At 59.3% G+C, this 25527-nt stretch carries 19 protein-coding genes; 4 read left to right on the top strand and 15 right to left on the bottom strand.

The annotated features are described in order from the left end of the window. Nucleotides 1-15: 15 nt before the first annotated feature. Nucleotides 16-924, top strand: a complete 909-nt coding sequence (locus QTL96_RS11845; RefSeq protein WP_113198454.1) for a LysR family transcriptional regulator — start codon at nt 16-18, stop codon at nt 922-924. Nucleotides 925-1088: 164 nt separating this feature from the next. Here the strand turns inward: QTL96_RS11845 and QTL96_RS11840 are convergent, their stop codons facing one another. Together QTL96_RS11840 and QTL96_RS11835 are read right to left on the bottom strand one after the other, a co-directional pair. Further along, complete coding sequence (locus tag QTL96_RS11840; protein WP_112943440.1) at nt 1089-1625, bottom strand: OmpA family protein; 537 nt, start codon at nt 1623-1625, stop codon at nt 1089-1091. 13 nt (nt 1626-1638) lie between these two features. After that, nucleotides 1639-2313, bottom strand: a complete 675-nt coding sequence (locus tag QTL96_RS11835) for a L,D-transpeptidase (protein WP_112943439.1) — start codon at nt 2311-2313, stop codon at nt 1639-1641. A gap of 391 nt (nt 2314-2704) precedes the next feature. Between QTL96_RS11835 and QTL96_RS11830 the strand changes: the two genes are divergently transcribed. Next, nucleotides 2705-4039: a solute carrier family 23 protein gene (locus QTL96_RS11830; protein WP_112943610.1), complete on the top strand. Its 1335-nt coding sequence runs from the start codon at nt 2705-2707 to the stop codon at nt 4037-4039. 287 nt (nt 4040-4326) lie between these two features. On the opposite strand, the gene QTL96_RS11825 is transcribed toward QTL96_RS11830, so the two are convergent. The 5 genes from QTL96_RS11825 to QTL96_RS11805 all read right to left on the bottom strand — a co-directional run bounded on the left by QTL96_RS11825 (nt 4327) and on the right by QTL96_RS11805 (nt 10724). After that, on the bottom strand, nt 4327-5307 hold the full coding sequence (locus tag QTL96_RS11825) for an ATP-binding cassette domain-containing protein (RefSeq protein ID WP_113168282.1): 981 nt from the start codon (nt 5305-5307) through the stop codon (nt 4327-4329). Between the two features lie 3 nt (nt 5308-5310). Then, the gene (locus tag QTL96_RS11820) at nt 5311-6135 is read right to left on the bottom strand and encodes a carbohydrate ABC transporter permease (RefSeq protein ID WP_112943437.1); all 825 of its coding nucleotides are present in this window, start codon (nt 6133-6135) and stop codon (nt 5311-5313) included. Continuing rightward, nucleotides 6132-6995 (bottom strand): sugar ABC transporter permease, encoded by an 864-nt coding sequence (locus tag QTL96_RS11815; RefSeq protein ID WP_113168281.1) that lies wholly within the window; start codon nt 6993-6995, stop codon nt 6132-6134. Before QTL96_RS11815 ends, QTL96_RS11820 begins: the two co-directional genes overlap by 4 nt. Before the next feature lie 54 nt (nt 6996-7049). Continuing rightward, nucleotides 7050-8324 carry an extracellular solute-binding protein gene (locus QTL96_RS11810; protein WP_289727820.1) on the bottom strand — a complete coding sequence of 425 codons (1275 nt, stop codon included), beginning with the start codon at nt 8322-8324 and terminating at the stop codon, nt 7050-7052. 78 nt (nt 8325-8402) lie between these two features. Continuing rightward, nucleotides 8403-10724: an alpha-L-rhamnosidase gene (locus tag QTL96_RS11805; RefSeq protein WP_112943434.1), complete on the bottom strand. Its 2322-nt coding sequence runs from the start codon at nt 10722-10724 to the stop codon at nt 8403-8405. Nucleotides 10725-10860: 136 nt separating this feature from the next. On the opposite strand from QTL96_RS11805, the gene QTL96_RS11800 reads away from it, so the two are divergent. Both QTL96_RS11800 and QTL96_RS11795 read left to right on the top strand, forming a co-directional pair. Beyond that, nucleotides 10861-11886, top strand: coding sequence for a LacI family DNA-binding transcriptional regulator (locus QTL96_RS11800; protein WP_289727819.1), 1026 nt, complete (start codon nt 10861-10863; stop codon nt 11884-11886). Nucleotides 11887-12026: 140 nt separating this feature from the next. Beyond that, nucleotides 12027-13949 carry an adenylate/guanylate cyclase domain-containing protein gene (locus QTL96_RS11795; protein WP_112943609.1) on the top strand — a complete coding sequence of 641 codons (1923 nt, stop codon included), beginning with the start codon at nt 12027-12029 and terminating at the stop codon, nt 13947-13949. A gap of 60 nt (nt 13950-14009) precedes the next feature. On the opposite strand, the gene QTL96_RS11790 is transcribed toward QTL96_RS11795, so the two are convergent. The 8 genes from QTL96_RS11790 to QTL96_RS11755 form a co-directional block, all read right to left on the bottom strand. Next, nucleotides 14010-15827: an ABC transporter ATP-binding protein/permease gene (locus tag QTL96_RS11790; RefSeq protein ID WP_289727818.1), complete on the bottom strand. Its 1818-nt coding sequence runs from the start codon at nt 15825-15827 to the stop codon at nt 14010-14012. A 192-nt stretch (nt 15828-16019) separates the two neighbouring features. Next, entirely contained in the window at nt 16020-16253 is a 234-nt protein-coding gene (locus QTL96_RS11785) for a hypothetical protein (protein WP_112943431.1), read from the bottom strand. A gap of 155 nt (nt 16254-16408) precedes the next feature. After that, nucleotides 16409-16861, bottom strand: coding sequence for a hypothetical protein (locus QTL96_RS11780; protein WP_112943430.1), 453 nt, complete (start codon nt 16859-16861; stop codon nt 16409-16411). 65 nt (nt 16862-16926) lie between these two features. Further along, a complete protein-coding gene (locus QTL96_RS11775; protein WP_113008980.1) occupies nt 16927-18465 on the bottom strand; it encodes a SpoVR family protein in 1539 nt (512 codons plus the stop codon). Nucleotides 18466-18477: 12 nt separating this feature from the next. Further along, entirely contained in the window at nt 18478-19797 is a 1320-nt protein-coding gene (locus QTL96_RS11770) for a YeaH/YhbH family protein (protein ID WP_112943428.1), read from the bottom strand. Nucleotides 19798-19834: 37 nt separating this feature from the next. Beyond that, nucleotides 19835-21784, bottom strand: a complete 1950-nt coding sequence (locus tag QTL96_RS11765; RefSeq protein ID WP_018896655.1) for a PrkA family serine protein kinase — start codon at nt 21782-21784, stop codon at nt 19835-19837. Between the two features lie 281 nt (nt 21785-22065). Beyond that, nucleotides 22066-24495: a glucose/quinate/shikimate family membrane-bound PQQ-dependent dehydrogenase gene (locus tag QTL96_RS11760; protein WP_289727817.1), complete on the bottom strand. Its 2430-nt coding sequence runs from the start codon at nt 24493-24495 to the stop codon at nt 22066-22068. Nucleotides 24496-24923: 428 nt separating this feature from the next. Continuing rightward, nucleotides 24924-25493: a hypothetical protein gene (locus QTL96_RS11755; RefSeq protein ID WP_113198460.1), complete on the bottom strand. Its 570-nt coding sequence runs from the start codon at nt 25491-25493 to the stop codon at nt 24924-24926. Between the last annotated feature and the right edge of the window lie 34 nt (nt 25494-25527).

Below are 25527 nucleotides of genomic sequence, written 5' to 3'. Positions count from 1 at the left end.
AGCTAGTCTAAACCAATGCCGCGCCTTTCCGTGCCCTTAGCCAATCTTGAAGTCTTTGCCGAAGCGGGCAGGCTGAGCTCGTTTAAGCTGGCGGCCGACAATCTGGCTTTGACGACCAGCGCTGTCAGCCAGTCGATTCGCAAGCTGGAGGATCGTCTGGATTGCCAGTTGTTTTTGAGATCCAACAATAGACTGGCTCTGACGCCCGCAGGCAGGCTCTTGCTTCGACACATTGAGGATGGCTTCGATCACATTAGGCACGGCTTGAACGCGATCACTCCGGACAGTGGGCGCCCGTTATCCTTCTCCAGCCCACCGGGTATAGCCGCGCAACTGCTCGGCCCCGCTCTTGTGGATTTGATGAGCGAACAAGCGACTGACATTAGAATTACGGCAGATGAAACACCCGACTTTCAGTCTTATCGCGGCTTTGATGTCGCAATTGTCTATGGCGCGGGCGCGCGGGCAATTCCCGATATCGAACCGTTGGGTCCGGATACTTTTGTACCGGTTTGCGCCACGCATCTCGCAGAACATATCAGGACGATTGCCGACCTCAAGTCACATTTGCTTCTGGCCAATGAGACGAACGCGGTGACTTGGAAGCATTGGTTCGATTTCAACGGCTTCGATGATGCGAGCATTCGACGGCTCAGTTACAACCGGATCAGCTACATTGTCCCAACGCTTATCAAAGGCGGCGGTGTCGGTCTTGAAGCTCTGAGGCTCTTGTCGCCACAAATCGCACGGGGTGAGCTCGCAATCTGTGCCCCACCGGGCACGCAACCGGTCGTTCAAGACCTCACATTCCTGCACGTGACTGACAATGCAACTCGCCGTCCTCGCGCGTTGAACGTCGCTAAACTTATTCGTGACCGATGCAGAACTGGGGACGATGGCCTAGTTCAGAACGCAACGTTCTAGGCTGAACGAGGCGCCTACCGCGCATTACTCTCGCAATAGTGCTGTAGTCACACAATATCTGTAGGGCTGCACCAGGGCTGAACTAGAAGCCGCTTAAAAAGTTCATCCGTGCATTGTATCTTGGCGATGCTGCTCCAACCGATCTATGCCCCTTGATAGAAGGCTTACACTGAATCGCGTTGCGAGCGAAGGTTGGTGACGACGCGCCTGTTCTGCACCTTGCAGGATCGGTTTGTGCAATCCCTGACTTCGCGGTCGTTGCCATAGCCCTTGGCCCACAGCCGATCCGATGCGACGCCTTTCTCTACTAGATAGGCCATCACCGCGTCAGCACGTTTTCGCGACAGCGAAGTCATCGCTGACCCAGATCCAGAATCGTCGGCAAAGCCCTGTAGTTTGACAAGCCATTGAGGGTTATTATTAAGCCAAACAGCCTGCTTGTCCAATGTCGCCTTGGCGACGGAATCAAGCGTTGCCGAGTCCTGTGCGAAATAGGTGCGACGGCCAACATTGAGAATGAAGTCTTCTTCGCTGCCAGATGCTATATTCTCGAAGCCGGGCGCCGGATCGTTGGTTTGGCCCGTCATCTTCGTTGGCAATGGCTCTTCCACCTCGGCGAGTTCAGTTGTACTGCATGCAGCAAGCGTCGCCACGATGATTGCAACAGCAAGTATTTTCGGCAATCCGGTCAAATCAAACATCAGTGTGATTTCCTCATTCCGCCGAGAGGGGCTGTCTGGCCTGGGCAGCATTTTGCGCCTGATCGGCTATATGTGGCAGCACCTGCACCGCAGTCCCGATCGGACAGCGCTGATAAAGATCGATCGCATCTTCGTTGAACATGCGGATGCAACCGCTAGAGGCATCCCTGCCAATGCTCCCAGGCTCCAAAGTACCGTGGAAGCGATAGCCGGTATCCACGCCGTCGCGCAGCAGATACATGGCACGCGGCCCCAGCGGGTTGCTCGGTGAACCGCCATCGACGGATTCTGGAAGCTCCGGGTGCCGATTGCGCATCTCAGGGGGCGGTGTCCAGCGCGGCCAGAGCGCCTTGCGGTCGATAGTCGCTCGGCCGTACCATTTGAAGCCCTCACGGCCGACGCCGACGCCGTACCGGATCGCGGTCTTGTTCTCCATGATCAGGTAGAGAAAATGATGCGTGGTATCGACAACGACAGTGCCGATTGGCTCATCACTGAAATACTTGACGACCTGCCTATGCCACTTCTTCTCGATTTTCGCGAAATTGGTGCTTCTGAAAGCGACGCCGTTGTCTGTACTGGTACCAGCAAAATAGGACGGAGCCACTGCTACGACCGGCTTTTGGAGCGCAACGGCGCCGACTGAAACCAGTCCACCGAATAGTAGGCTCCTGCGCGTCCACATCATCGGCTATTCCCCCGAAAGCCAAGTAGCAATCGCTCATATAAAGCAGATTTTTTTCCGCTCACAAGAGCAAAAATCGCATACTTCTTCCGTATCGAGGCCTAGAACTCCCTCGCCCACGATCGTAGACGAGCATCGGCGCAACGGCTTCACATAAGAGCAGGTCGCGAAGTGTGCCTCGGTGGTGTCTCCAGTTTATTTCCCCTCATGTGCACCCGACGGCTGACGATGGATAGACTGAACAGCCCAGCCACTGTGGGTAAACTCTGCACCCCAATGACATTAGATGTCAATTTGCGTATGCGATGGGCGATAACCCTAATCTGGACCGGTGTCACAGCGCGTACAGGCGCCTCGGGCGCGGTTCTGCGCAACAACATCGAAGGGACGAATGATGAGCGAGACTGGCGGCTATTTTCCGCGCTGGCGGTTAAAGGCGGAAGGGCGGATCCAGCCCGATGAACGGTTGCCGGCTGCGCAGACGTTGGTGCTGGGACTGCAGCATGTCGTTGCGATGTTCGGCTCGACCGTGCTTGCTCCGCTTATCATGGGCTTCGATCCCAACGTATCCATTCTGTTCTCGGGAATCTCGACGCTGATTTTCTTCATTGCCGTTGGTGGTCGAGTTCCGAGCTATCTTGGTTCATCTTTCGCCTTCATCGGTCCCGTACTTGCTGCGACCGCAGCGACAGCCGGCGCGCCAAATCCGAACATCGCGCTGGCTTTGGGCGGTATCATTGCCGCTGGTGTGCTTTATGCGCTGATCGGTGTCTTGGTTGCGTTCGCAGGTCACCGATGGATCGAGCGGTTGATGCCACCTGTCCTCACCGGTGCGATTGTCGCGGCAATCGGACTTGTGCTGGCACCGATCGCGATATCGAGCGCGTCTGGTATCAATGCTGCTAGCCCTGATGGGAGCCAGCTCTCGCGTTGGATCGCGATCCTGACGTTCGTGGCTGTTGGCGCCATCGCGGTCTATGCACCAGGCATGTCACGCCGCCTGCCGATCCTCATCGGCGGTGCGCTCGCTTATCTCGCCTACTACGTCGTCGCCAACGTTTTGAGGCTTGGCGCTCCCATCGACTTTACCGGAGTGGCTGCAGCGCCATGGTTCGGTTGGCCGCACTTCACAACACCCATCTTCTCTGCCTCCGCCGTGGCTCTAATTGTGCCCGTTGTCGTTATCCTCATCGCGGAAAACCTGGGGCACATCAAGGCAATCGGTGCCATGACCGGACGTAACCTGGACCCTTACCTCGGTCGCGCCTTCATTGGAGATGGTGTCGCTACCATGTTATCGGGTGCGTTCGGGGGCACAGGAATGACGACCTATGCGGAAAACATGGGCGTTATGGCTGTTACACGCATTTTCTCGACACTCGTGTTCCTTGTCGCGGCCGCGGTCGCGATCCTACTTGGTTTTTCGCCGAAATTCGGAGCCCTGATACAGACCATCCCCGCCCCTGTCATCGGCGGCCTTTCGATCGTCGTCTTTGGGCTTATCGCAGCGACTGCCGGCCGCATCTGGGTTGAAAACAAGGTCGATTTCGCCGAACCGCGCAATCTCATCACTGTCGGCGTTGCGCTTGTGCTGGGCGCGGGCAACTTTAAGCTGGCAGTAGCAGGATTTACGCTAGATGGCATCGGCACCGCAACGATCGGTGCGATCCTATTATATCATGGTCTCGGTTGGTCGAAAACTTCAACTACCAAGAACGCGAATCTATAGCGGCAATACATCTGCTTCGCCATCTGCGCGTAGCAGATGTAAAATTGAGGCCGCCTTCATGAGAGGCGGCCTTGTTTGTTCGACGTCACTATTTATTCTACGGCCGCCATAATCTGCAACCGATAATGGGTTGCATTGGTTGCCCGGCGGTTTGGACCACGCCGCAAATGCGGGGTTTTGATGCCCCCGCGATCGCAGCTAGCTTTTCGTAACTGCTCCGATTTTCACCACGGTTACCTCCAGCGTCTGCCAACGCTAGTCGGTTTTCCCCGATATTTAAGGAGCGCCTAGCTAAAACGATGTTCTTTGCTCGGCATTGGTGAGGCGAACGCCGCGTCGCCGATGGTGATGGCCTTGTCGCCGTCGGTGCGAACCAGCAACGATCCCAGCGTCTCGACATCGAGATGGACGATAGAATCCGCGCCCAGCCGCTCGATGTGCCGGACGGTGCCTCGCCACTTGCCGTCGGTCGGCGAAAGCGACAGGTGCTCGGGTCGGACACCGTATATGCGACATCCCTCTGCCTTGGCGATCGCTCCCTCAAAGAGGTTCATCTTGGGGGATCCGATAAAGCCCGCGACAAAGGCTGTCTGCGGCCCGTTGTAAAGCGTCATCGGAGAGCCTACCTGCTCAATATGGCCGCCGTTCAACACGACGATCTTGTCGGCCATGGTCATGGCTTCTACTTGGTCGTGCGTGACGTAGATCATGGTCGCGCCGAGTCGCGCATGCAGTTCGGTCAGCTCCATGCGCATCTGTGATCGTAGGGAAGCGTCGAGGTTGGACAGCGGTTCGTCGAATAGAAACACCTTAGGATTTCGGATGATGGCCCTTCCGATCGCCACGCGTTGTCGTTGGCCGCCGGAAAGCGCTTTCGGTTTCCGATCGAGCAGATGCGACAGTTGCAAGATATCGGCGATTTGCTTGACCTTCTCCGCGATTTCCGCCTTGGGTCTTTTCGCGAGCGAAAGGCCGAAACCGATATTTTCAGCGACTGTAAGATGCGGGTACAAGGCATAGGATTGAAACACCATTGCAATACCGCGCTCGGAGGGTTCTGCGTCGGTCACATCCTTGTCGTCGATGACGATTTTCCCGGCGCTCGATGTTTCAAGCCCTGAGATCATTCTGAGCAACGTTGACTTTCCGCAGCCTGACGGGCCAACGAACACGCAAAACTCTCCGGCGGCAATGGTGAGATCGATGCCCTTGATGACTTCGAGGCCGCCGAAGCTCTTTTTTACGCCGTCGAGAACAACACTTGTCATAAATTATCCTTTCACTGCGCCGGCAGTCATGCCCGCTACGATCTGTCGGTTAAAGAAGATGAAGACGATCAGCGGCGGTATGGTCACAAGCAGGATGTTCATGAACAGCAGATTGAACTGCGTTTGGAACTGTCCCTGGAAGTTATAGAGAGTGAGCTGCACGGTCACGTTTTCCCGGCCGGGCAGGTAGTAGAGAGGGTTGGTGAAATCGTTGAAGATCGCGATCGATTGGACGACGATGACGGTTACGGTCACCGGCTTCAACAAAGGCAGGACGACACGGAAGAAGATCTGCAACGGCTTTGCGCCGTCGATAATCGCTGCTTCGTCCAGATCGCGTGGAATTGTCGCGATGAAGCTCCGAAAGAGCAGCACGGTGAACGACAGGCCGTAGGCAACCTGGATCAAAACCATGCCGGAGAGCGTCTTGAACAGGCCAAGAGCCTGCAGTACCCAGATCGTCGGCACCACGGCAGGCGGGATCATCAAGCCGGCCAGCACAAAGGCATAGATGACCGCGTTCCATTGCGATGGCCGGCGCTGCAGGACATAGCCGACCATTGCGCCGAACAGGACGAGCAATGTGACGGCAGCCACCGTGATGATCGTCGAGTTGAGATATGCCAGCAGCAGCATATAGTTGCGGGCTTGGATCACATCTATGAAGTTCGTCCATAGATGCCACTCGCTTGGCAGGGTGAATTTCAGTGCCGCTGCATCCTGCTTGGTTTTCGCGGCCGTCAGAAAGATGAACAGGAACGGCATCACGAAGATCACGCAGCATGCGACCAACGCGGAGGCTCCGGTGTAAAACTGGCGCCGGGTCATATGTCGACCTCCTTGCGATTGAGCCAGAAGGTGAGCGGCAAGACGATCGCGGCGATCAGGACGAACAGGATGACGTTCCCGGCCGTGGATAATCCATAGAAGCCGGCCTGATATTGCTTGTAGATCACGCTCGCGAGCACGTCCGAGGAAAAGCCGGGGCCGCCCTTTGTCATGGCCCAGATCAGATCGAAGCTACGCAGGCCGCCGATCAACGAAAGGGTGATGACGGTGATCGTGGCCGGCTTGACCAGGGGGATGGTCACGCGGAAAAACATCTGCGTTCTCGTTGCACCGTCGATGCGCGCTGCCTCGTAGTAGTCGGCGCTGATGGATGCCAATCCGGCGATATAGATCACCGTCGCAAGTCCGATGCCCTTCCAGAGATCGACGAGAACGATCGAGTAGAGCGCCAGCGCCGGATCCGTCAGCCAGCCGGGACCGTGGATGCCGATGGCAGCCAGCGCGACATTGATGATGCCACGCGTCGGATGCATGAGAACGGAAAAGGTTATGCCGACGCCGATGGTCGACACCAGAACGGGAAAGAAGATTACCGTTCGAAGAAGACCCTGGGCCCAGAGTCCGGATGTCAGCAGGACAGCCAGAAGCAGGCCGAGAACCGTCTTCGCGGCCGACGTCGCCACCGCGTAGATGACGGTGTTCGTCAGTCCCTGGATCAGGAAGGGCTCGCGGAAGAACTGCTTGTAGTTCTCAAGTCCGATGAACACGGTCGTGAACAAGTCCCAACGTGTCAGGCTGAACCAGAAGGATGCGATTGTGGGGGCCAGAAACAGGACGGTGAAGATGACCGCCGCCGGCAGGATGAACCAATAGGGGTAGGGTGACTTGCGTATAACCATAGCGGCTCCTAGCAGCTTGCCCAGATATCTGCCGGGCAAGCTGCGTCTGGGAGGTTACCAGTTCGGCAGGCCGAGCTGCTTTGCCTGCTTTGCGACGTCCTGGTCGTAAAGCGCGGCTGCGTCCTTGGCGGAGCGGATACCCGTTCCGACCTCGACGGTGATCTGCTCGAGTGCCGGTCCTTTCACGGGCGACAGGAATTCCAGCGCCGGGCCGTTTCGGCCTTCCGTCTGGAAATACGGAAGCATGTCCGTGACTGCCTGCGGAACGTCCTTGGGAAACTCGCAGCCCTTGATCAGATACGGACCCGACGGCACCGCCTTGGCCATCAGCTCGCAACCTTCCTTGGAGGCTACGAAATCGAGGAACTTCTTAGCCTCCTCGAGATGTTCGGCCTTCGCAGAAAGATAGAGTGCTGCCGGCATCCAGATCGTCAAACCGTTCTTGGCGGCATCGGTCCCGGGTTCAGCGAAAAATCCGACGTCTTGAACGTTGTCGGGAAAGTTCTGCTGGATGTTGCCGATGCCGAAGGTCAGGCTGGGGTAATGTGCTGCTTCGCCCGTCGAGACCATGCGCATGCCGTCATCGAAGGTTGCGGCGCCGAAATCCTCGTTGAAGAAGCCTGCTTTCGCCACTTCTTCCTGGTGCTCGAAGCCGCGAAGTGCCGCAGGTGTCGTGGCATACTTCACCTTGTTGGCAGTGTAGTCGTCAGCAAAGGTCGGCACCTCGGTCTGAACGTTGAAGAAATCAGCCAGGACAAAGATCTGCGATGTCCAGGTCGTGCCGTAAGTCTGGGCGATGGCGACCTTGCCGGCAGCCTTGACCTTCTCGTTGTTGGCGATGAATTCGGCCCAGGTCTTTGGCGGCTGCAGGCCGAGCTCGGCATAGATCTTCCTGTTGTAGAAGATGCCGCCACCCATCGCCGGACCAAACGGAATACCGCGGACGTGACCGTCGGCTCCGCTGACGACCTTCTTGAAGCTCTCAAGGATGCCCGCGGCGGATGGCAGATCGGAGAGATCGGCCATTGTCTGCTCAGGCTTCAGGGCTTTGAAAAGCGAGCCGCTGTTATACTGGAAAACATCCGGCATCTCGCCGGTTGCCAGACGGGTCTTGACGATGTTGTCGCCTTCGGAACCACCCGCACGCTGCTCGACGTCGAAGGTCACATCGGGGTTTTTCTCGCTGTAAGCCTTGGAAACGGCATCGAACGAAGCGATCGTTTCCGGGTTTGTGTCGATCAACACGCTCAAGGTCACATCGGCGTGGGCGACGCTACTCGCCAGCGCCAACGTAGCCGCTGCGATGATGCTGCATTTCGTCATTCGCATTGTCATCTTCTCCTCCAAAGACGGGCGATTTGCCGTTACAATTAGTCATGTCGTTCGCGCGCTTGCCGCGCTTTCTGATCAAATGTCGAACGTTATCGAGTGGCGTCCCTGTCTGATCTGGACACGCGCGTCACCCGCCATGTCGGCACCGTTCACCTTCATGTTCTGCCTTACACGGTTTGCGCGTATGTGTGCCGTAATGCCATCAGGAATTTCAAGATGGCACGTCACCTTTCCGCCCTCAACACTCCATCCGGCCTCGATGCGACCAAGCCGTGTGTCGTGCCATGCCGAAACGGGAGAAAGAGTCGGAAGGATCGCGGGATCGAACTCAATTTCCTCAAATCCCGGCTTGTCCTCGAGGGGCCGGATCCCGGCCACATCCTCGAATAACCATTGGCAAACGGCACCATAGGCATAGTGGTTGTAGCTGTTCATGTCGGGGTCATAGATCGACCCGTCTTCTGCAAGCGCATCCCAGCGCTCCCAGATCGATGTCGCTCCGCGCTCCACCTGGTAAAGCCAACCGGGAACCTTGCGGTTGAGGAACATCTTTTCCGCGAGGTCGAGCATGTCGAGACGGGTGAGGGCAGGCAGCAGTGCGGGCGTTCCGATAAAGCCGGTGCCGATCACGCCATCGGTCTCTTCCGCGACCCGGCGGAAATAGCCGCGACCTGCCTCTTCGTACTCAGGTGGAACGAGGCCATACAGGAAGGCGATCGCCCATGAGCTCTGATCGTTATGCGCAATGCGGCCCGACGGAGAGAAGAACTCGTTCTTGAATGCCTCGCGGATATTTTCAAGCTTGCCGTCGAGGCGCTGCGCCTCGTTCGTATTGCCGAGCACCCTTGCGATCTTCGCCGTCAGCTGCGTGGCGACGAAGTGGTAGAGCGTTGCGGCGCAATCGTCAGCAACGGTCGGGCGCGGCTTGCGATTGTCTCCGACCGGCTGCAGCCAGTCGCCGAACGTGAAGCCGTGTTCACCCCAAACCGCCGGGGGACGAATGATCGGGCCATCGGAAATACCCCAGAGGTAGTCCAGCCAACGTAGCATCGCGGGGAAGCATTCCTGCAAGGCGGCCTTGTCGCCATAGTGGAGATAGAGTTGCCAGGGGATGATGACGATCGCATCGCCCCAACCGGTCGAGCCTGCCCAATCGCCACGGTTGCTGATCGGATGCAGACGCGTCGGATCCGGCGAGAAGTGCGGTACCGCTCCGTTCTCTCTCTGATCGTGCATCACATCGCGAAGGAATTTCCGGAGGAACAGCTGGCTATCGGCAAGCCAGCACGCAGTGCCGGCAAAGACCTGGGCGTCGCCCGTCCATCCCAGACGTTCGTCGCGCTGCGGGCAGTCTGTCGGTATTTCGATGAAGTTCGATCGCTGCGACCAGATCGTATTCTCGACGAGACGGTTGACGGCGGACACGCCCGTCGTGATGCCCCCTGTCGCGACCGGGACCGAGGTGATCGGGATCATCTTGATGGAGGCCAGCTTCGCGTCGCCGGTGACTGTAACGCGGGCGTAGCGGAAGCCCATGAACGTGAACAGCGGCGCGTATGTTTCGACACCGTCACCCGACAGGGTGTAGACGAGTTCGGCGCGGGCGCTGCGATAGTTGCGATTGTCGAAAAAATTGTTGGGGCCGAGGACTTCGGAATGCTCCACGCGAACGCTGGCGCCTGCCTCGCCCTGTGCCTCGATCCGGATATATGCGCCGGCATTCTGGCCGAAATCATAGACCAGCCGTCCATCCTCTTCAGACCAGCTGTCGATCGGTTCGAACGGTGCGAGCTCCACAACGGCGGCCGCCTCATGCGGAACAAGCAAGGTCTTGTCGAAGACAAGCTCTTCCACGCCGAATGCGGCTTCTGTGCTCACGCGGGCGTCGTAATCCTCGCCGTAATAGATGCCGTTCCGCGTCACGGGTGTCAGCCCGCTTTTCCAGGTGGAGTCCGTCTTCACCGCCAAGGCGCCATCGATGCTGAGCTCGGCGATGGCGGCCGTGCGCTCGCCCCAGCAGTTGAAGATCGGGTTCGACGCCCACATGAGCTGGCCGCGATACCAACCGTCTCCGAGCCAGATCTCGATGTTGTTTTCGCCTGGCTGAAGCAGGCTGGCGACATCGTAGGACTGATAGGCGATACGATCGTCATAGCAGGTCCAGCCGGGCGTAAGCAGATCCGAGCCAACGCGGCGACCGTTGATAAAGGCGCGGTAAAGCCCGAGAGCGGAGATATTCAGCAAAGCTTCGCGAGGGGCATGTTCAAGCTGGAAGCTACGAGAGACGAAGGTGCCGGCGGTACCTTGGCCCTCATCGCACAATGGCGCCACCATGGCTGCCGTGAACTGAAATGACGAACCAGCAGCGACCCTCGGGCCGCCTCGCAAAATATCCATGTTTCCTCCCAATCCGCTTGCCGCGGGCATATAAAACGAAGTGTGTATCGTTATATGTATATCATTCTACATTCCTGTTTGATGTGCAACAGAAAAATGCCTATACTCGCGCCACGATTGATGAGAACGGCGGATTATGCAGAGCTTTCAAAAGGATAGTGACAGGCCGCAGACGCGAGTGACGATCCGCCATGTCGCGGAAGATGCCGGCGTCTCAGTTGCCGCGGTATCGAAAGTCCTTCGCAACGCATATGGCGTCAGCGCGCCTCTGCGCACGAAGGTCGAGGCTTCGATCGAGAAGCTCAACTATCGCCCTTCCGTGGCCGCACGCGCGATGCGAGGACGGACGAACACGATCGGCGTACTTGCGATCGAACTTTCCAACCCGTTCCTGCCGGGGCTGATCGAGACGGCGAACAACACCCTCGCCGACAGCGGCTTCAAGGCGCTCGTCGGTCTCGGGCGCTCCGCACAGCCGATCGAGGCATCGATGATCGAGTCGATGATCGACAACAGGATGGATGGCGTTCTGATCATAGCGCCTCGCATTTCCGGCAAGGTGCTCGAGCGCTACGCCAAGCAGATCCCGATCGTGGTCATCGCGCATCACGAGCCGGACGCTTTGACATACGACACGGTCAACTCCGACGATCGGAAAGGCGCCTGTCTCGCCGTCGAAGCCGCTCTTTCGAAGGGCTACCGTGACATCGCCATGCTTGGCTACGACACGGACGGGTCGCCGGCCACCATCGTCGCCATGCAGCGAGAGCTTGGTTATCTGGAGGCGATGCAGGCAGCTGGGTTGAAGGGGCAAGTGCTGCGGCTCCCGCCGGTTGATGCCGACAGGACCGTGGCTTTGAACGATTTCCTATCCGCGCCCGATCGTCCGCGAGCGGTATTCGTCTGGTCGGATCTCGATGCTGTCCCGCTTATCAACATCGCGCGGATGCGAAACATCCGTGTCCCCTCGGAACTGGCCATCATCGGCTATGATAATTCGCCGGTCTCCGCTCTTCCGCTGGTCGGGTTGACAAGTGTTGACCAGGACGTCGTTCAGTTGGCTCGAACCGCGACGCAAATGCTGCTTGAGCGCATCGACGGCAGAGGCGATGCGAGGCATGTTTTGATCGCGCCGCATGTCGAGCATCGCGATAGCGCATGAAATGACGCCAATGCGTGCTTCGTAGCCTTGGCCTGCAACCCTCAGCCATCTTGTGCGCTCGCTTAAAACACGCTTAGCTGGCGTTAAGGGAGCACGGTTGGGGGAGTGGGATGATGGGGCATGGCACGCCCAAGGGGCTTGTGGATTGGTCCCGGCCGCTCAGGCTGCATCTTGGCGTTCTCGTCGTCGGATCGCTTCTTTGCACATCGATACCCATCATCTGGATGGCCTTCAGCCAGGGAACGAGCGCGGCAGTCACCGCGGGCGCGCAGCAGATGCGCGAAATGAGCCTGCGACTGATCGAGGGATATCGCAACACGTTGCAGGAAGGCACCGAAGCGGTGGCGCTTGCCTCGACCATGCAACAGCTCGTCTCCGTGCCGCCAGCCGATATCCGAGCGAAGGAAGATTTCTTTCTAGAAGTTCTGCGCAACGTCCCCAATGCGACAAGCGTCTATACCGGGTATCCCGATGGCTCGTACCTGCAGGTGATCGCTACCGCTCGCGATGACGTCAGGCAGACGCTGTCGGCACCGGAGGGAGCGGCTTTCGCGATCCGGACGATCGCCAACAGAGGCCAGCCAGACGCCGTGTCGACGCTGCGGTTTCTTGATAGCGACGCCCGGGTGATCGAGGAGCGCCCAGTCGAGTCCGCATCATTCGACCCACGGCAGCGGCCCTGGTATCAGGCGGTCGTCCAGGATGGAAAGGCGGTTTCCGTCGGGCCCTACGTCGCTGGAACGCTCAAGACGCCGACATTGACGATCGCCGCGCCGATGCGCGACGACGGCAAGGTCGTGGTCGGCATCAACATCCACCTGAGAACGATCAGCCGCCTCCTGGATACCAGCCAGATCTCGCCGCGCGCTCGGGCTTACATCATCGATGACGAAAATCAGCTGGTCGCGCACTCAGCCCCCGAAATCATGGGCAGGCTCATGGACCTGTGGTCCCGAAGCGCCGGCGGCATTGGCGCAACGGCAAGCGGTTTCGATACCAGTCTGGCCACCGTGGCCAACCTGAGGCGAGATTCAGCCTTCGGCGCCGGGGGGCTCGCGCGGCTGGACCTCGACGGCGAGCGCTATCTGATCCAGGTCGCGCCGATCAGCGTGTCCGGCCTGTTTGCCGGAAGCGAGGCGGCGATCGTCGTGCCACTGGCGGATCTCGTCGAGCAGGCCAACCGATCGCTAATGCACAATCTCATTATCGCTGCTGGCTTTGTCATTGCCGGTGTGGTCGCATCGGTGCTTCTGTCGCGCATGGTCAGCCGCTCTCTCAACCAGCTTGCTGGGGAAGCACGCGAGATCGGCAACCTCGATGTTCACGAAAAGATCACCTCGCATTCCTTGATCACCGAGATCAACATGCTGGCGACTGCGCTGGCTGCAAGCCGCCGCGCCATCAGCCAATTCGCGCTCTATGTGCCCCGCGAGGTGGTTCGGCGGATCGTTGGGCCGGGCGGGCCGGCGATCGTCCAGGCGAAGCGGCAGGAAATAACCGCGCTGTTTACCGACATACGCGACTTCACGACCATATCCGAGCAACATTCCCCGGAGGATGTCGTCGAAACGCTGTCCACTTATTTCGAGCTGCTGAACAGCATTGCCGAGCGACATGGCGGGACGGTTGTCCAATATCTCGGCGATTCCATTTTCGTCATGTGGAACGCGCCCGTTGAGACCGCAACCCATGTGGAAGAGGGCTGCCGGTGCGCACTTGCGATGAAGGCAGCCGTGGATGCGTTGAACGATGCCAATCGGAAGGATGGGCGTCCGCTGCTATTGACGCGATTTGGCCTGCACACCGGGCCGGCGGTTGTCGGCAGTTTCGGCGCGGCTTCGCGCCAGCAGTACACGGCAATGGGTGACACGATCAACGTCGCATCAAGGCTCGAAGGATTGAACAAGGAATTCAACACGGCGATCCTAGTCAGCGCGGCTGTGAGGAATGCGGTCGGCGATGGTTTCGATTTTCGACCGCTCGGCCTGGCGCAGCTCAAGGGGCGGTCGGGCAAAGTGGATGTGCTGGAACTTGTAGGGGCGCGCTCGACTGGTCCGGGCTGATGAGCTTTGGGTGGTTCACGGCTCAGCCCCGTCGGGAACGGGCGTTCCGCCGCCACCGCGTCAGCGTCGATGTCGCACAAGCCGCGACAGGACGTTGCGCTTTTTCTTCCGTGGGATCAGGTCGACGTCGCTCACGAGCCTTGCGCCGCCATCGCGTTTTTCCAACGTAATCTTGCGACTGTGAAACTCTTCCAGTTCGACCCGGTGCCCGACGCTTAGGATGGTGGCCTTTGGCAATTCGCCGATCAGCATTTCCATGAGCCGATCCTGGCTCTTTTCGTCGAGAGCCGAAGTCGCCTCATCGAGAACGATGATATCGGGATCATGCAGCAGCAGTCTGGCAAATGCCAGCCGTTGTTTTTCGCCACCGGATAGTGTCTGGTCCCACGGCGCCTCGTCTTCGATCCTCTCCTTCAGATGACCAAGTCCGACCTGCTCAAGGACACCACCAATCTCCTCGACTGTCCATGTGTCGGCGCCCGCCGGATAGGTGACCGCCCTGCGGAGTGTTCCCGATGGGATGTATGGTCGCTGCGGCAGCATGAAGAGGCGTTTGTCGGGGCGGAAATTGACAGCGCCATCGCCCCATGGCCAGAGGCCGGCGATCGCCCGGACCAGCGTGCTCTTGCCGGATCCGGACTCACCGGCCACAAGCACCCGCTCACCTGGCTGGATCTCCACCTCGGTCTCCTTGACCACGGCCGTGCCGTCGCCCAGCGAGACAGAGAGATCGTTCAAACTGAGGATCGCATCGCCTTCGGTTTCGCCTCTTTTGATACGTCCAAGCGCATCGCTCTGTTCAGCCCGCTCCAGCCCGTCGATAGACATCATCAAGGACGCGACGCGCCTTGCGCATGCATTCCAGTCGGCAAGCCTCGGGTAGTTGTCGACCAGCCATCCAAACGCGCTTTGGACGATGGTGAACGCGGACGCGGCCTGCATGACTTGGCCCAGGCTCATGCTGCCATCTAGGAATTTGGGCGCGCAGAGCAGGACGGGCACGACGGGCGCAATCAGCATCGAGCCATGCGAAACCAGGGTCGTTCGCATGTACTGACGCGCGAGCAGAGCCCACTGGTGCAGAACGTTCCCGAAGGTCTTGTCTAGGTCGTTGCGCTCTTCGTCTTCCCCGCCAAGCAGGGCGATACTTTCGCCATTCTCGCGCACACGCGTCAGCGTGTAACGGAATTCGGCCTCGACCTGGTTCTTCGCCTCCGAGACCTTGACGAAGTGGCGGCCGATATAGGCGATCGAGGTCGAAGTGATAACGGCATAGAGAACGGCCGTGACGACGAGAAAGCCGGGAATGGTGATCACGGTCCCCGCGATCGGCAACGACAATGCTCCACCGATCATCCAGAGCACCACGATAAAGGTCGAAGCGGAGACGAAGGCCGCTATGACGCCGGCGACGAAATCGACGGGGGATTCGGTGGCGATGCGCATGTCCTCGGAAATGCGCGCCTCCGGATTCTTGTGGTCACCGCCGATGAGATTTAGCTGATAGTAGCGACCGCTGGCCAGCCACCGTCCGATGAGCGCCTTCGTCAGCCATGACCGCCAACGCCGCTGCATCTTCATGCGCATGTAGACCTGAATGGTGACGAGGGCGACACTTCCCAGCACGAGCGGCGGGAAAAGGGCGCCGAGGAAATAGACCGTCGGCGCATCGCGCTTCTCGATCGCGTCAAAAAGGCCGCGGTTCCAGACGTTTATGCCGTATTGGAAGCCGACATTCAGTCCGATGAGCGCCAGCAGGCCGATGGATAGTGGCCAGGCCAGCGTATCGCCGCGCCGTGTCCAGTAGCCACGCGCGCTGATCCAGAACCTCTTGAGCAGGTAAGCCTTGCGTGCCGCCTCGACTTCCTCGGGCGTCATGTTTTCTTCGGGTTTCGGGATGTCCGGTGGAGGGTCTATGTCAGCTACATCAGGCGTCGGCGCCTGATCGTGGACCGGGTTTACATCGTCACCCGGTCGGGTGCTGCCAGCATTGGTCGGATCAATATCATCGTCCCTCATAAGGGCTAAACGTTCTGAAAATCAGAAAGTTTCAAGACTGAAGGACAGAGATCAGTGTCTGCCGCGTGGCTCATCGCTTTCGTCGACAATCGACGGCAGAAACGATTGCACCTCCGCCCGCTCTCTGTCGGGAAGGATTGCAATCCTGGTTTGCCAGAAGCGCTCGGCTTCTGGCGTGTCTTTGTCCCAGGCTCGGGTGGAGGCCTTGTTGTCGTCAAAAGCTGCCAACCGCCGCCCTCCGAGATGGCGATATTCGTCTGCTGTCTGCTTGGCGCGGTTGATCATCCTAGTCTCCTTTCCACAGAGCCCGATGGCTAAGCGCCCGGCACTGCGAGCGCTTTGCCACAGGAGAGTCTCGGATGGGTTTATTCCGAGATAGTTATTGAACGAGGTTTCCAGGAGGTTTGTTCCCGGCCGGCCTTGGCACAGATGCCCAGACGCTAAACCTGAACGGATATTATCGTATCCACAGACACCGATCCCTCGATAACGCCTCGTCTCACGTCCTGGCGCCCGTGCTCGATCTCGATCACGGTGTAAAGCTTGTCGTCCCGGAAGGCGCTGGCGTTCACCGTCGTCACGTCATCCGCCGGTGCGGTGTCGACTTCCATGAAGTCGAGCTCCTTGGACGCCGCAACGATGCGAGCGTCCCCTGCCGTGCGGGCAGCAACCACGAGACTGCCATGTCCGGGCGAATTATCCCAACGCGGATCGCTTGGCTCGGCAATGGGCTCGAGACGATAGATGTTCAGAGCTTCGCCCTGTCCGACAGCCTCGGATCCCGTGCGTGCTGCATCTTCTATTTGCGCCTGGCTTTCGACGGATTTCCCGAAGGTATTTGCGGTCGTGGCATTGTTGTCGGCGCTTTCACCGTTTCGTACGACGTTTGACATGGCTTTCTCCTTCTCGTGAATGGAAAACGAGAAGCACTCGATGTCGTTCCACGGATCAGTGCCGGCTATCCGGTCGAGTGATCGTAGAGGGCGTTGCCGGTCGCGCCATCGACACCAGAGAGGCTGACCTCATATCCCCAGAGATGACGGATATGGGTGAGGGTCTCGTTGCGGCTGGTTTCTTCGAGAAGAAGGCCGTCATTGACCGTGTGCTTCAGCCGAAGCCTGCGGTCGCCGAGGAGATCGACGTCGACGACCTGGATATCGGGCTGCCTGGCGCTGACATCGTAGCTGCGGGCGAGTGCTGAGCGGATCTCCGCGTAGCCGCGTTCGTTGTGAATGGATGAAACCTCGCAGAACTTGTCGGCCGCCATGTCGGACAGCCTGAAAAGCCGGAACTTGCGGATCACGGCTGGGCTCAGATATTGCAGGATGAAGGATTCATCGCGGTGGTTCGCCCATGCGTCGCGCAAAGTCCCCATCGGATCGTTGTTGCCGGCCATGGAGGGAAACCAGTTCCGGTCCTCGTCCGTCGGATTGGTACAGATGCGTTCGATATCCTGCATCATCGCGAAGCCGAGCGCGTAGGGGTTGATGCCCGAGAAGCGGGGATCGTCGAAGCCCGGCTGGAAGACGACATTGGAATGGCTGCTCAAGAGCTCCAGCATGTTGCCTTCGCTGATCTTGCCCTGATCAAACAGCCGGTTGATGATCGTGTAGTGAACGTAGGTCGCGCACCCCTCGTTCATCACCTTGGTTTGCCGCTGCGGGTAGAAGTATTGGGCGATAATGCGCACGATCCTGAGGATCTCGCGCTGCCAGGGCTCAAGGATCAGACTGTGCTTCTCGATGAAGTAGAGAAGGTTCTCCTCCGGGAGGTTAAGCGCTTTCTTGCGTTCTGAGGCATTGCGCTCCGCCTCGTGCGGATCGCGGCTGTCGACGGAAGAAGGCAGGGTGCGCCAGAGGTCGCTATAGGTCTGCTCCTCATATTCCAATCGTTCACGCGCCCGCTCGCGCACCTTCTCGGAGGAGAGGCGGGGAGGGCGGCGGTAGCGGAAGACGCCGTTGTCCATCAGCGCATGGGCGGAATCGAGGATCGCCTCGACCGCCTCGGTGCCGTGTCGCTCCTCGCACTTGGCGATATATTTCTTGGCGAAGTCCATGTAGCCGAGAATGGCGCCGGCATCCGTCCACTGGCGAAACAGATAGTTGTTCTTGAAGAAGTGGTTGTGGCCGAAGGAGGCGTGGGCGATGACCAGCGTCTGCATGGCCATCGTGTTCTCCTCCATCAGATAGGCGATGCAGGGGTTGGAATTGATGACGATCTCGTAGGCGAGCCCCCGGTGGCCTTTGCGATAGAGGCTGTCCTCGTAAATGAAGCGCTTGCCGAAGGACCAGTGCTGATACATCAAGGGCATGCCGACCGAGGAATAGGCGTCGAGCATTTGTTCCGACGATATAATCTCCAGCTGGTTCGGATAGATATCCAGTCCCATCTCGCCGATCGCGATATCCTGGATGGCATCGTGGACGATCGATAGCGTTCCGAAATTCCAGTCGGAGCCTTCAAACAGCAGCTCGGAACTCTCCGCTCGCTTCGCCATATCGGTGTTCCCTCAGTTATGCGTACGCGCGCCGGCTTTGCGGCTGAAGAGCTTACGAAAGACCGGGTAGATATTGCCTGGTCTTGCGATGCGGGCCATGTGGAAGTTGGGGATTTCGCCATCGACGGTTCGGTAGGCGCGCCAGAGCGATGTGCCATTGTCGGTGGCGCCGAATATTTCGGTCTCGCGCTCGTCGATGATTTCGACGTAAGCGTAATATTGGCAAAGCCGCATCAGATCGCCGCGCAGTAGTGCCGCACATCGCTCCGAATCGCCGCTGCTGTTGTCGCCATCCGACGCCTGCGCCGCGTAAATGTTCCACATGTCGGCCGGGTAGCGCGCTTCGATGATCCGCTGCATCTCCTCGAGAGCCGTGGAGACCACCGTGCCGCCGCTTTGCTTGCTGTAGAAGAAGGTCTCCTCATCGACTTCATGCGCCTCATCGGTGTGCCGGATGAAGATGATGTCGATCCGGCCGTATCTGCGCTTGAGAAAGAGGTGCAGCAGTACGAAGAAGCGCTTGGCGAGATCCTTCTCTCGCTCACCCATCGAGGCCGAGACGTCCATCAGGCAGAACATCACGGCATTGGCGTTCGGCACCGGCTGACGCTCGAAGCGGTTGAAGCGAACGTCGACGGGATCGACATAGGAAATCCGCCGCCGGCGGCGCTCAAGTGCTGTAAGTTCGTCGCGCAAAGCCGTCAGTTTGCGGCGGGACTCAGTCGATAACGGTTTCTCGGTTTCGAGAGCGGCAATCTCGTCGGTAATGAGCTTCACCTGCCGCTCGCTCGGTCGTTGCAAGGCCATGCGTCGGCCAAAGCTGTTGCGCATGGTGCGGCCGATATTGATATTGGTGGGTGAACCCGAGGTGGTGAAGCCGACGCGTTGCGGCTTGAACGTCACCGTTTCCTTCAGGCTCAGCTTGACTAGATCGGGCAGTTCGAGATCTTCGAAGAAAAGATCGAGTACCTCCTCGCGCGACAGGATGAACTGAAAGTCGTCATCGCTTCCGCCGCCGCCCGCGCCATGTCCGCCACCGCCGCCCGCGCCGCCATCGGGTTTGGAAATCCGGTCGCCTGCGGAAAACTCCTTGTTTCCCGGCAGCACATGTTCCCGATTGCCCGATGTGGAAGAGGGTCGGAAACTCGGCTCGCCGGCGCCCCGCGCGGGCATCGGAACGCCATGAGCGGTGTCGACATCCGCTATCTTGTCGGATTTGATCTGATCCTTTATCGCCCGCTTCAGCTCGTCGCGGGCGCGTTTAAGGAATCGTTGCCGGTTGCCGAGGCTCTTGTCCTTCGGGTTAAGCCGGCGGTCGATGAAATTCGGCATGCGCCAATCCCTCGCTTTGGCTCCGGTTTTGGCATCGTTAACCGGCCTTGTTCACCCGCATGTACCAATCGACCAGGCGGCGGACCTGGCGTGCGGTATAGCCGCGCTCAATCATCCGCTGAACGAATTCGTCATGCTGCTTTTCAGTCGAGCTGTCCTTCTTGGAGCCGAAGCTGATGACGGGCAGCAGATCCTCGACCTGACCGAACATCCGCTTTTCGATCACCTCGCGAAGTTTTTCGTAGCTTGTCCATGCCGGATTGCGGCCGCCATTGCGCGCCCTTGCTCGCAGGGTGAACTTCACTACTTCGTTGCGGAAATCCTTGGGATTGGCGATGCCGGCGGGTTTTTCGATCTGCGAGAGTTCGCTGTCCAGAATTTCGCGGTTCAGAATCTGGCCGGTATCGGCATCCTTGAAATCCTGGTCCTCCAGCCAGGCATCCGCATAGGATATGTAGCGGTCGAAGAGGTTTTGGCCATATTCACTATAGGACTCCAGATAGGCCTTCTGGATCTCGTGACCGATGAACTCGGCATAGCGGGTGGCGATCTCCGACTTGATGAAGTCGAGGTAGCTGGCCTCCATTTCCTTCGGAAACTGCTCGCGCTTGATCGCCTGCTCGAGGATGTACATCAGGTGTACGGGATCGGCGGCGACTTCCTTGGTGTCGTAGTTGAAAGTCTCCGAGAGCACCTTGAAGGCAAAGCGGGTGCTGATGCCGTTCATCCCCTCGTCCACGCCGGCGACATCACGATATTCCTGCACGGACTTGGCCTTGGGGTCGGTGTCCTTCAGGTTCTCGCCGTCATAGACGCGCATCTTGGTGTAGAGCGGTGAGTTTTCGTGGCGGATCAGGCGGGTCGCGACCGTGAAGCGGCTCAGGTTTTCGAGAACCTCCGGCGCGCAGGCGCTCTTGGCGAGCTCGCTTTCGCGCAGCAGCTTCTCGTAGATCTGCCGCTCCTCGGTCACGCGCAGGCAATAGGGCACCTTGACCACGAGGATACGGTCGAGGAAGGCCTCGTTGTTGCGGTTGTTCTTGAACTGCTGCCACTCGGATTCGTTGGAGTGGGCAACCACGATGCCCTGATAGGGGAAGGCGCCGAAGTTTTCGGTGCCGTTATAGCTGCCCTCCTGTGTCGCCGTCAGCAGCGGGTGCAGCACCTTGATCGGCGCCTTGAACATTTCGACGAATTCGAGCAACCCTTGCGTCGTGCGGTTGAGGCCGCCGCTGTAGGAATAGGCATCGGGGTCGGCCTGGCTGTAGTTTTCCAGCTGCCGGATATCGACCTTGCCGACCAGCGCCGAGACGTCCTGATTGTTCTCGTCACCCGGCTCGGTCTTGGCAATCGCGATCTGACGAAGCCTTGATGGCATCAGCTTGACGACGCTGAAGCGCGAGATATCGCCGCCGATCTCGTCGAGCCGCTTGGTGGCCCAGGGGGAAATCAGTCCGGTGAGGCGGCGTCTGGCAATCCCGTACTTGTCTTCCAAAAGATCGGACATGCGCTCCGGCTGGAATAGGCCCAGCGGCGATTCGAAGACCGGGCTCACCTGTCCGTCGATCGCCAGCGTGTAGATCGGGAAGCGCTCCATCAGCTTCTTCAGCCGTTCGGCGAGAGACGACTTGCCGCCGCCTACAGGACCGAGGAGATAGAGGATCTGCTTGCGCTCTTCGAGACCTTGCGCGGCATATCTGAAATAGCCGACGATCCGCTCGATCGTGTCTTCCATTCCATAGAAATCGGCAAAGGCGGGATAAATCTTGACGGTGCGGTTGGAGAATATGCGGCCCAATCGCTCATCGGCGCTGGTGTCGATTAGTTTAGGTTCGCCAATGGCTTCCACCATGCGTTCCTGCGCGGTGGCATATAGTCGTTTGTCATCACGGCAGGCCAGGAGGTATTCCTGGAGACTTAGCTCTTCTTGCGCGGCGTTCGTATAGATCTCCGAAAACAGATCGAATACGTCGCTTTCGCTCTTCTGCATCTTTGCTCTCCCGCGGCCGGTTGAATGAGGACGGGATCGCTACGTGTCGGCTCGCGAGATAGAACGCGTCAGACTATTTTATTACAATGCGCTTACGAAGTTCGGGACAGTCTGTAGCCGATAGCCGCGATACTCGTCAGACTCACATTATGCAGCCGACGCGGCAGATCGCCAAGGGCGCAGATAGGTTTTCACTCTTTTTTGCACGATATGTGACAAATCTCGTCCATGCACAAAAAAGGGGCCGCTGAACGGCCCCTTTCTGTTGCTTGCGCTGACGTTTAGTTCGGCAGAGCGTAGGCGATGACGTAGTCGCCACGAAGATCCGACTGGCGTGCGCCGCCGGCCGAGATGATGACGTACTGCTTGCCTGTCTTCGGCGACTTGTAGGTCATCGGGCCGCCTTGGCTGCCAACGGGCAGACGGGCTTTCCAGACTTCCTTGCCGGTCGCCGTGCTGAAGGCGCGCAGGTAGAAGTCCTGCGTACCGGCGATGAAGATCAGGCCGCCCTGGGTGGCGAGCGTGCCGCCGAGCGTCGGCATGCCGATCGGGATCGGCAGACCCATCTTGATACCGAGCGGGCCGGTATCTTCGACGGTGCCGACAGGAACCTGCCAGGCGATCTTCTGCGTCTTCATGTCGATCGCCGTCAGGCTGCCGAAGGGCGGAGCCTGGCAGGGAATGCCGAGCGCCGACAGGAAGCGGTTCTTGTCGACCGCGTAGGGCGTACCCTTCATCGGCACGAGGCCCATGCCGGTGTTGACGGATTCGCCACCGCTGTTGACGGCCTTGGTCGGTGCGGCTTCCTTCATCTGGATCCACAGGCCGAGGCGCATGTCGTTGACGAAGATGTAGTTCGAGTTCGGGTCGGTCGAAAGGCCGCCCCAGTTCATGCCACCCAGCGAGCCCGGGAAGTTGAGCGCGAGGTCGGTGCCCGGAACCGTGTAGACGCCATCGTAGCGCATGCCCTTGAAGGCGATGCGGCACAGCAGCTGGTCAAACGGCGTCGCACCCCACATGTCGCTTTCGGTCAGCGTCTTGGCGCCGATCTGCGGCATGCCGACGGAGAGCTTCTGGGTCGGTGCGTAAGGCTCGTTCGGGATGTTGCCCGGCTTCACCGGTACATCGTCGACCTTGGTCAGCGGCTGACCGGTTGCGCGATCGAGCACATAGAGTTGGCCAGCCTTGGTGCCGAACACCAGAGCAGGAACCGTCGTGCCGTCGGCCTTCGGGAAGTCGATGAACGAAGGCTGCATCGGAACGTCGAAGTCCCACAGATCGTTGTGAACGGTCTGGTAGACCCACTTCTCACGGCCGGTGGTGGCGTCGAGCGCCAGCATCGAGGCGCCGTACTTGTGGTCGAGATCCGTGCGGGTCGCGCCGTAAAGGTCGACCGACGGGCTGCCGACCGGCATGAAGACGGTGTTGGAAGCGGGATCATAGGACATCGACGCCCAGACGTTCGGGGTCGAACGCGTGTAGCTTTCGCCCGGGGGCGGCAGGAGCGTGATGTTCGGGTTGCCCGGGTCGAATGCCCAACGCAGCTGACCGGTCACGACATCGAAACCGCGCATGACGCCGCCAGGCATGTCGGTGCTGACGTTATCGGCAACGCGGCCGCCAACGACGACGGTGGTGCCGGCAAGCGTCGGCGCCGAGGTGAGCACGTAGCTCGGATCAGCCGCCTGGCCCATGCCGACCTTCAGGTCGACGCGGCCTTTGGTGCCGAAATCCGGGCAGAACGCGCCGGTGTCGGCGTCGAGCGCGATCAGCTCGGCGGTGATCGTGTTCATCAGGATGCGGCGTTCGCAAAGCGCACCGGGTGCGACGTTGACCGCGGTGACCGGCGTGGAGTTCGGTGCCGAAGGCTGTTCGAGTGCGCGCGTCGCATCGAAGTAAGCGAGGCCGCGGCAGCGCATCCAGACAGACGACTTGGCGTTGATCTCGGCCTTCCAGATTTCCTTGCCGGTATCGGCGTCAATCGAGATGACGTTGTTGTGTGGGGTGCACACAAACACACGGTCGCCGACCTGCAGCGGAGTTTCCTGGTCTTCCGCGCCGTTGGCGCCGGGGCTGATCGGCGTGTCGCCGGTGTGGTATTCCCACGCAACCTTCAGATCGTTGACGTTGTCGAGGTTGATCTGGTCGAGTGCGGCGAAGCGGCTGCCGCCCGAGGTGTTACCGTAGGCTTCCCAGTTCTTCTGTTCGCGGGCCGGATCGACCGGCGTGCGGGCCGGGCCGGCGCCAGTGGCGACAACCGGCGGATGCGGGATGAACATGCCGTAGAAGGCCGCGCCAGTGCCGATCGCGAGGATCAGAGCCAGACCGAACGAGGCGCCGTAAGCGGGCGTGCGGCCGGCCGAGCGACGCAGCAAAGGGAGGGAGACGGCAACGACTATGGAGCCGACGGCAATCGCCAGCAGCCGCGAAATCAGCGGCCAGAACTCAAAGCCTGCGTCCCAGATGGCCCAGATGGCCGAAAGAACGAAGACGAGCCCGAAGAGCAGGGCGCCCAGCGGCCTGCGGCGGATGATGAGCAGGCCTGCGATGACCAGTCCGACGCCGGCGAGCAGGAAGTACCAGCTGCCGCCCAGCGAGACGAGCTTGCCGCCGCCGATCGCGAAAAACAGCCCGGCGAGCGTGATGATCGCGCCGAGCAATACCAGCCACAGGCGACCTAACAGCGCCGGTGGGTTCGGTGAATTATCCATTGAATAGCCTCATTGCATATCCGGCAAACGAAGATGGAAAGCCTGTAAATACGAGATGCTCGCCTTGCGCGTTCGCCGTTTGGTTAGCTGTCTTAACGACAGCAGGCGAAAAGGAGCGATTTCGAGCGCATGTGCGCTGGCGAACCATGATCTGCGAAAAGCGGCGCGTTCGGCGCCAATTCGGGAAATCTGCAAAAGTCCATCAGGCTCGTCCTACGTGGTTCGAAATGCACGCGTCAGGCACCGACGGAGGGAGACAGCACCTTAACGTCTCCAACCCTGGGCTGGGATATATCGCCAGCGGCAGCATTGTGGCAAGTGCTATTTTAGACAGATGAATAGCAGGCAAGGAGCGCGTCGCAGGCGCGACTTTGCGTCCGGAACCGAAGCGGAATTCCGTCCGTTCGCAGCTCTCAGCAACAACGAATTTAGAACGGGTTCGTCGTGGCGCTTTCGATCTTCACCGGCTTCTTGTTCGAGAGCCGCTCGATGCAGGACGCGTAGGTCGCATGCATAGGATAGATGCGCGAGGTCGGGATGACCCAGTCGGGTTCATTGCCCTGGAACGAGACGTTGATGTCGGCCATTCCGCTGAGTGCGGCGCGAATAATGCCCTGAACGCCGCCGGCATTGGAATTTCCGGGCAGGCTCCAGACGCGCAGGCTCTTGCCGTCGGCGCCGATGGCAGGCACTTCCATGCTGTTGCTTTTGCCGGTCACCGAAACCTTGGTGGCGAGATGATCAGGAAGCGACCACGCGTCGTTCTTGATCAGCCAGGACGCATCCTTCAGGCTTTCGCGGAACTCGACGGTCTTCCCGGTCATGCTGTCCCAAACCAGCGCGCAATAGGGCTCGCCGCCATTGTGGACATAGCCGATCGACCATTGGCGGGACGATCCGATCCAATCCTCGGTGGCGTTTGCCATCAGCGGCGTGCCCGCGCTGAAGAGAGCGGCAGCAAGAGAAACTCTCGCAGAAAGAACGGCGAACGGTCTCATTTTTCCGTACCTTTGTGCAACACGGCTTGGTCTT

Origin of the sequence: Rhizobium sp. S163 (assembly GCF_030380805.1) — a bacterium.
GTDB lineage: Bacteria > Pseudomonadota > Alphaproteobacteria > Rhizobiales > Rhizobiaceae > Rhizobium.
This window is presented reverse-complemented; position numbering and strand designations above follow the sequence as displayed.

What these genes read in the sequence shown, in the direction of transcription:
- QTL96_RS11845 (WP_113198454.1), top strand. Translation starts at nt 16, where the DNA reads ATGCCGCGCCTTTCCGTGCCCTTAGCCAATCTTGAAGTCTTTGCCGAA.
- QTL96_RS11840 (WP_112943440.1), bottom strand. Translation starts at nt 1,625, where the DNA reads ATGTTTGATTTGACCGGATTGCCGAAAATACTTGCTGTTGCAATCATC.
- QTL96_RS11835 (WP_112943439.1), bottom strand. Translation starts at nt 2,313, where the DNA reads ATGATGTGGACGCGCAGGAGCCTACTATTCGGTGGACTGGTTTCAGTC.
- QTL96_RS11830 (WP_112943610.1), top strand. Translation starts at nt 2,705, where the DNA reads ATGAGCGAGACTGGCGGCTATTTTCCGCGCTGGCGGTTAAAGGCGGAA.
- QTL96_RS11825 (WP_113168282.1), bottom strand. Translation starts at nt 5,307, where the DNA reads ATGACAAGTGTTGTTCTCGACGGCGTAAAAAAGAGCTTCGGCGGCCTC.
- QTL96_RS11820 (WP_112943437.1), bottom strand. Translation starts at nt 6,135, where the DNA reads ATGACCCGGCGCCAGTTTTACACCGGAGCCTCCGCGTTGGTCGCATGC.
- QTL96_RS11815 (WP_113168281.1), bottom strand. Translation starts at nt 6,995, where the DNA reads ATGGTTATACGCAAGTCACCCTACCCCTATTGGTTCATCCTGCCGGCG.
- QTL96_RS11810 (WP_289727820.1), bottom strand. Translation starts at nt 8,324, where the DNA reads ATGCGAATGACGAAATGCAGCATCATCGCAGCGGCTACGTTGGCGCTG.
- QTL96_RS11805 (WP_112943434.1), bottom strand. Translation starts at nt 10,724, where the DNA reads ATGGATATTTTGCGAGGCGGCCCGAGGGTCGCTGCTGGTTCGTCATTT.
- QTL96_RS11800 (WP_289727819.1), top strand. Translation starts at nt 10,861, where the DNA reads ATGCAGAGCTTTCAAAAGGATAGTGACAGGCCGCAGACGCGAGTGACG.
- QTL96_RS11790 (WP_289727818.1), bottom strand. Translation starts at nt 15,827, where the DNA reads ATGACGCCCGAGGAAGTCGAGGCGGCACGCAAGGCTTACCTGCTCAAG.
- QTL96_RS11785 (WP_112943431.1), bottom strand. Translation starts at nt 16,253, where the DNA reads ATGATCAACCGCGCCAAGCAGACAGCAGACGAATATCGCCATCTCGGA.
- QTL96_RS11780 (WP_112943430.1), bottom strand. Translation starts at nt 16,861, where the DNA reads ATGTCAAACGTCGTACGAAACGGTGAAAGCGCCGACAACAATGCCACG.
- QTL96_RS11775 (WP_113008980.1), bottom strand. Translation starts at nt 18,465, where the DNA reads ATGGCGAAGCGAGCGGAGAGTTCCGAGCTGCTGTTTGAAGGCTCCGAC.
- QTL96_RS11770 (WP_112943428.1), bottom strand. Translation starts at nt 19,797, where the DNA reads ATGCCGAATTTCATCGACCGCCGGCTTAACCCGAAGGACAAGAGCCTC.
- QTL96_RS11765 (WP_018896655.1), bottom strand. Translation starts at nt 21,784, where the DNA reads ATGCAGAAGAGCGAAAGCGACGTATTCGATCTGTTTTCGGAGATCTAT.
- QTL96_RS11760 (WP_289727817.1), bottom strand. Translation starts at nt 24,495, where the DNA reads ATGGATAATTCACCGAACCCACCGGCGCTGTTAGGTCGCCTGTGGCTG.
- QTL96_RS11755 (WP_113198460.1), bottom strand. Translation starts at nt 25,493, where the DNA reads ATGAGACCGTTCGCCGTTCTTTCTGCGAGAGTTTCTCTTGCTGCCGCT.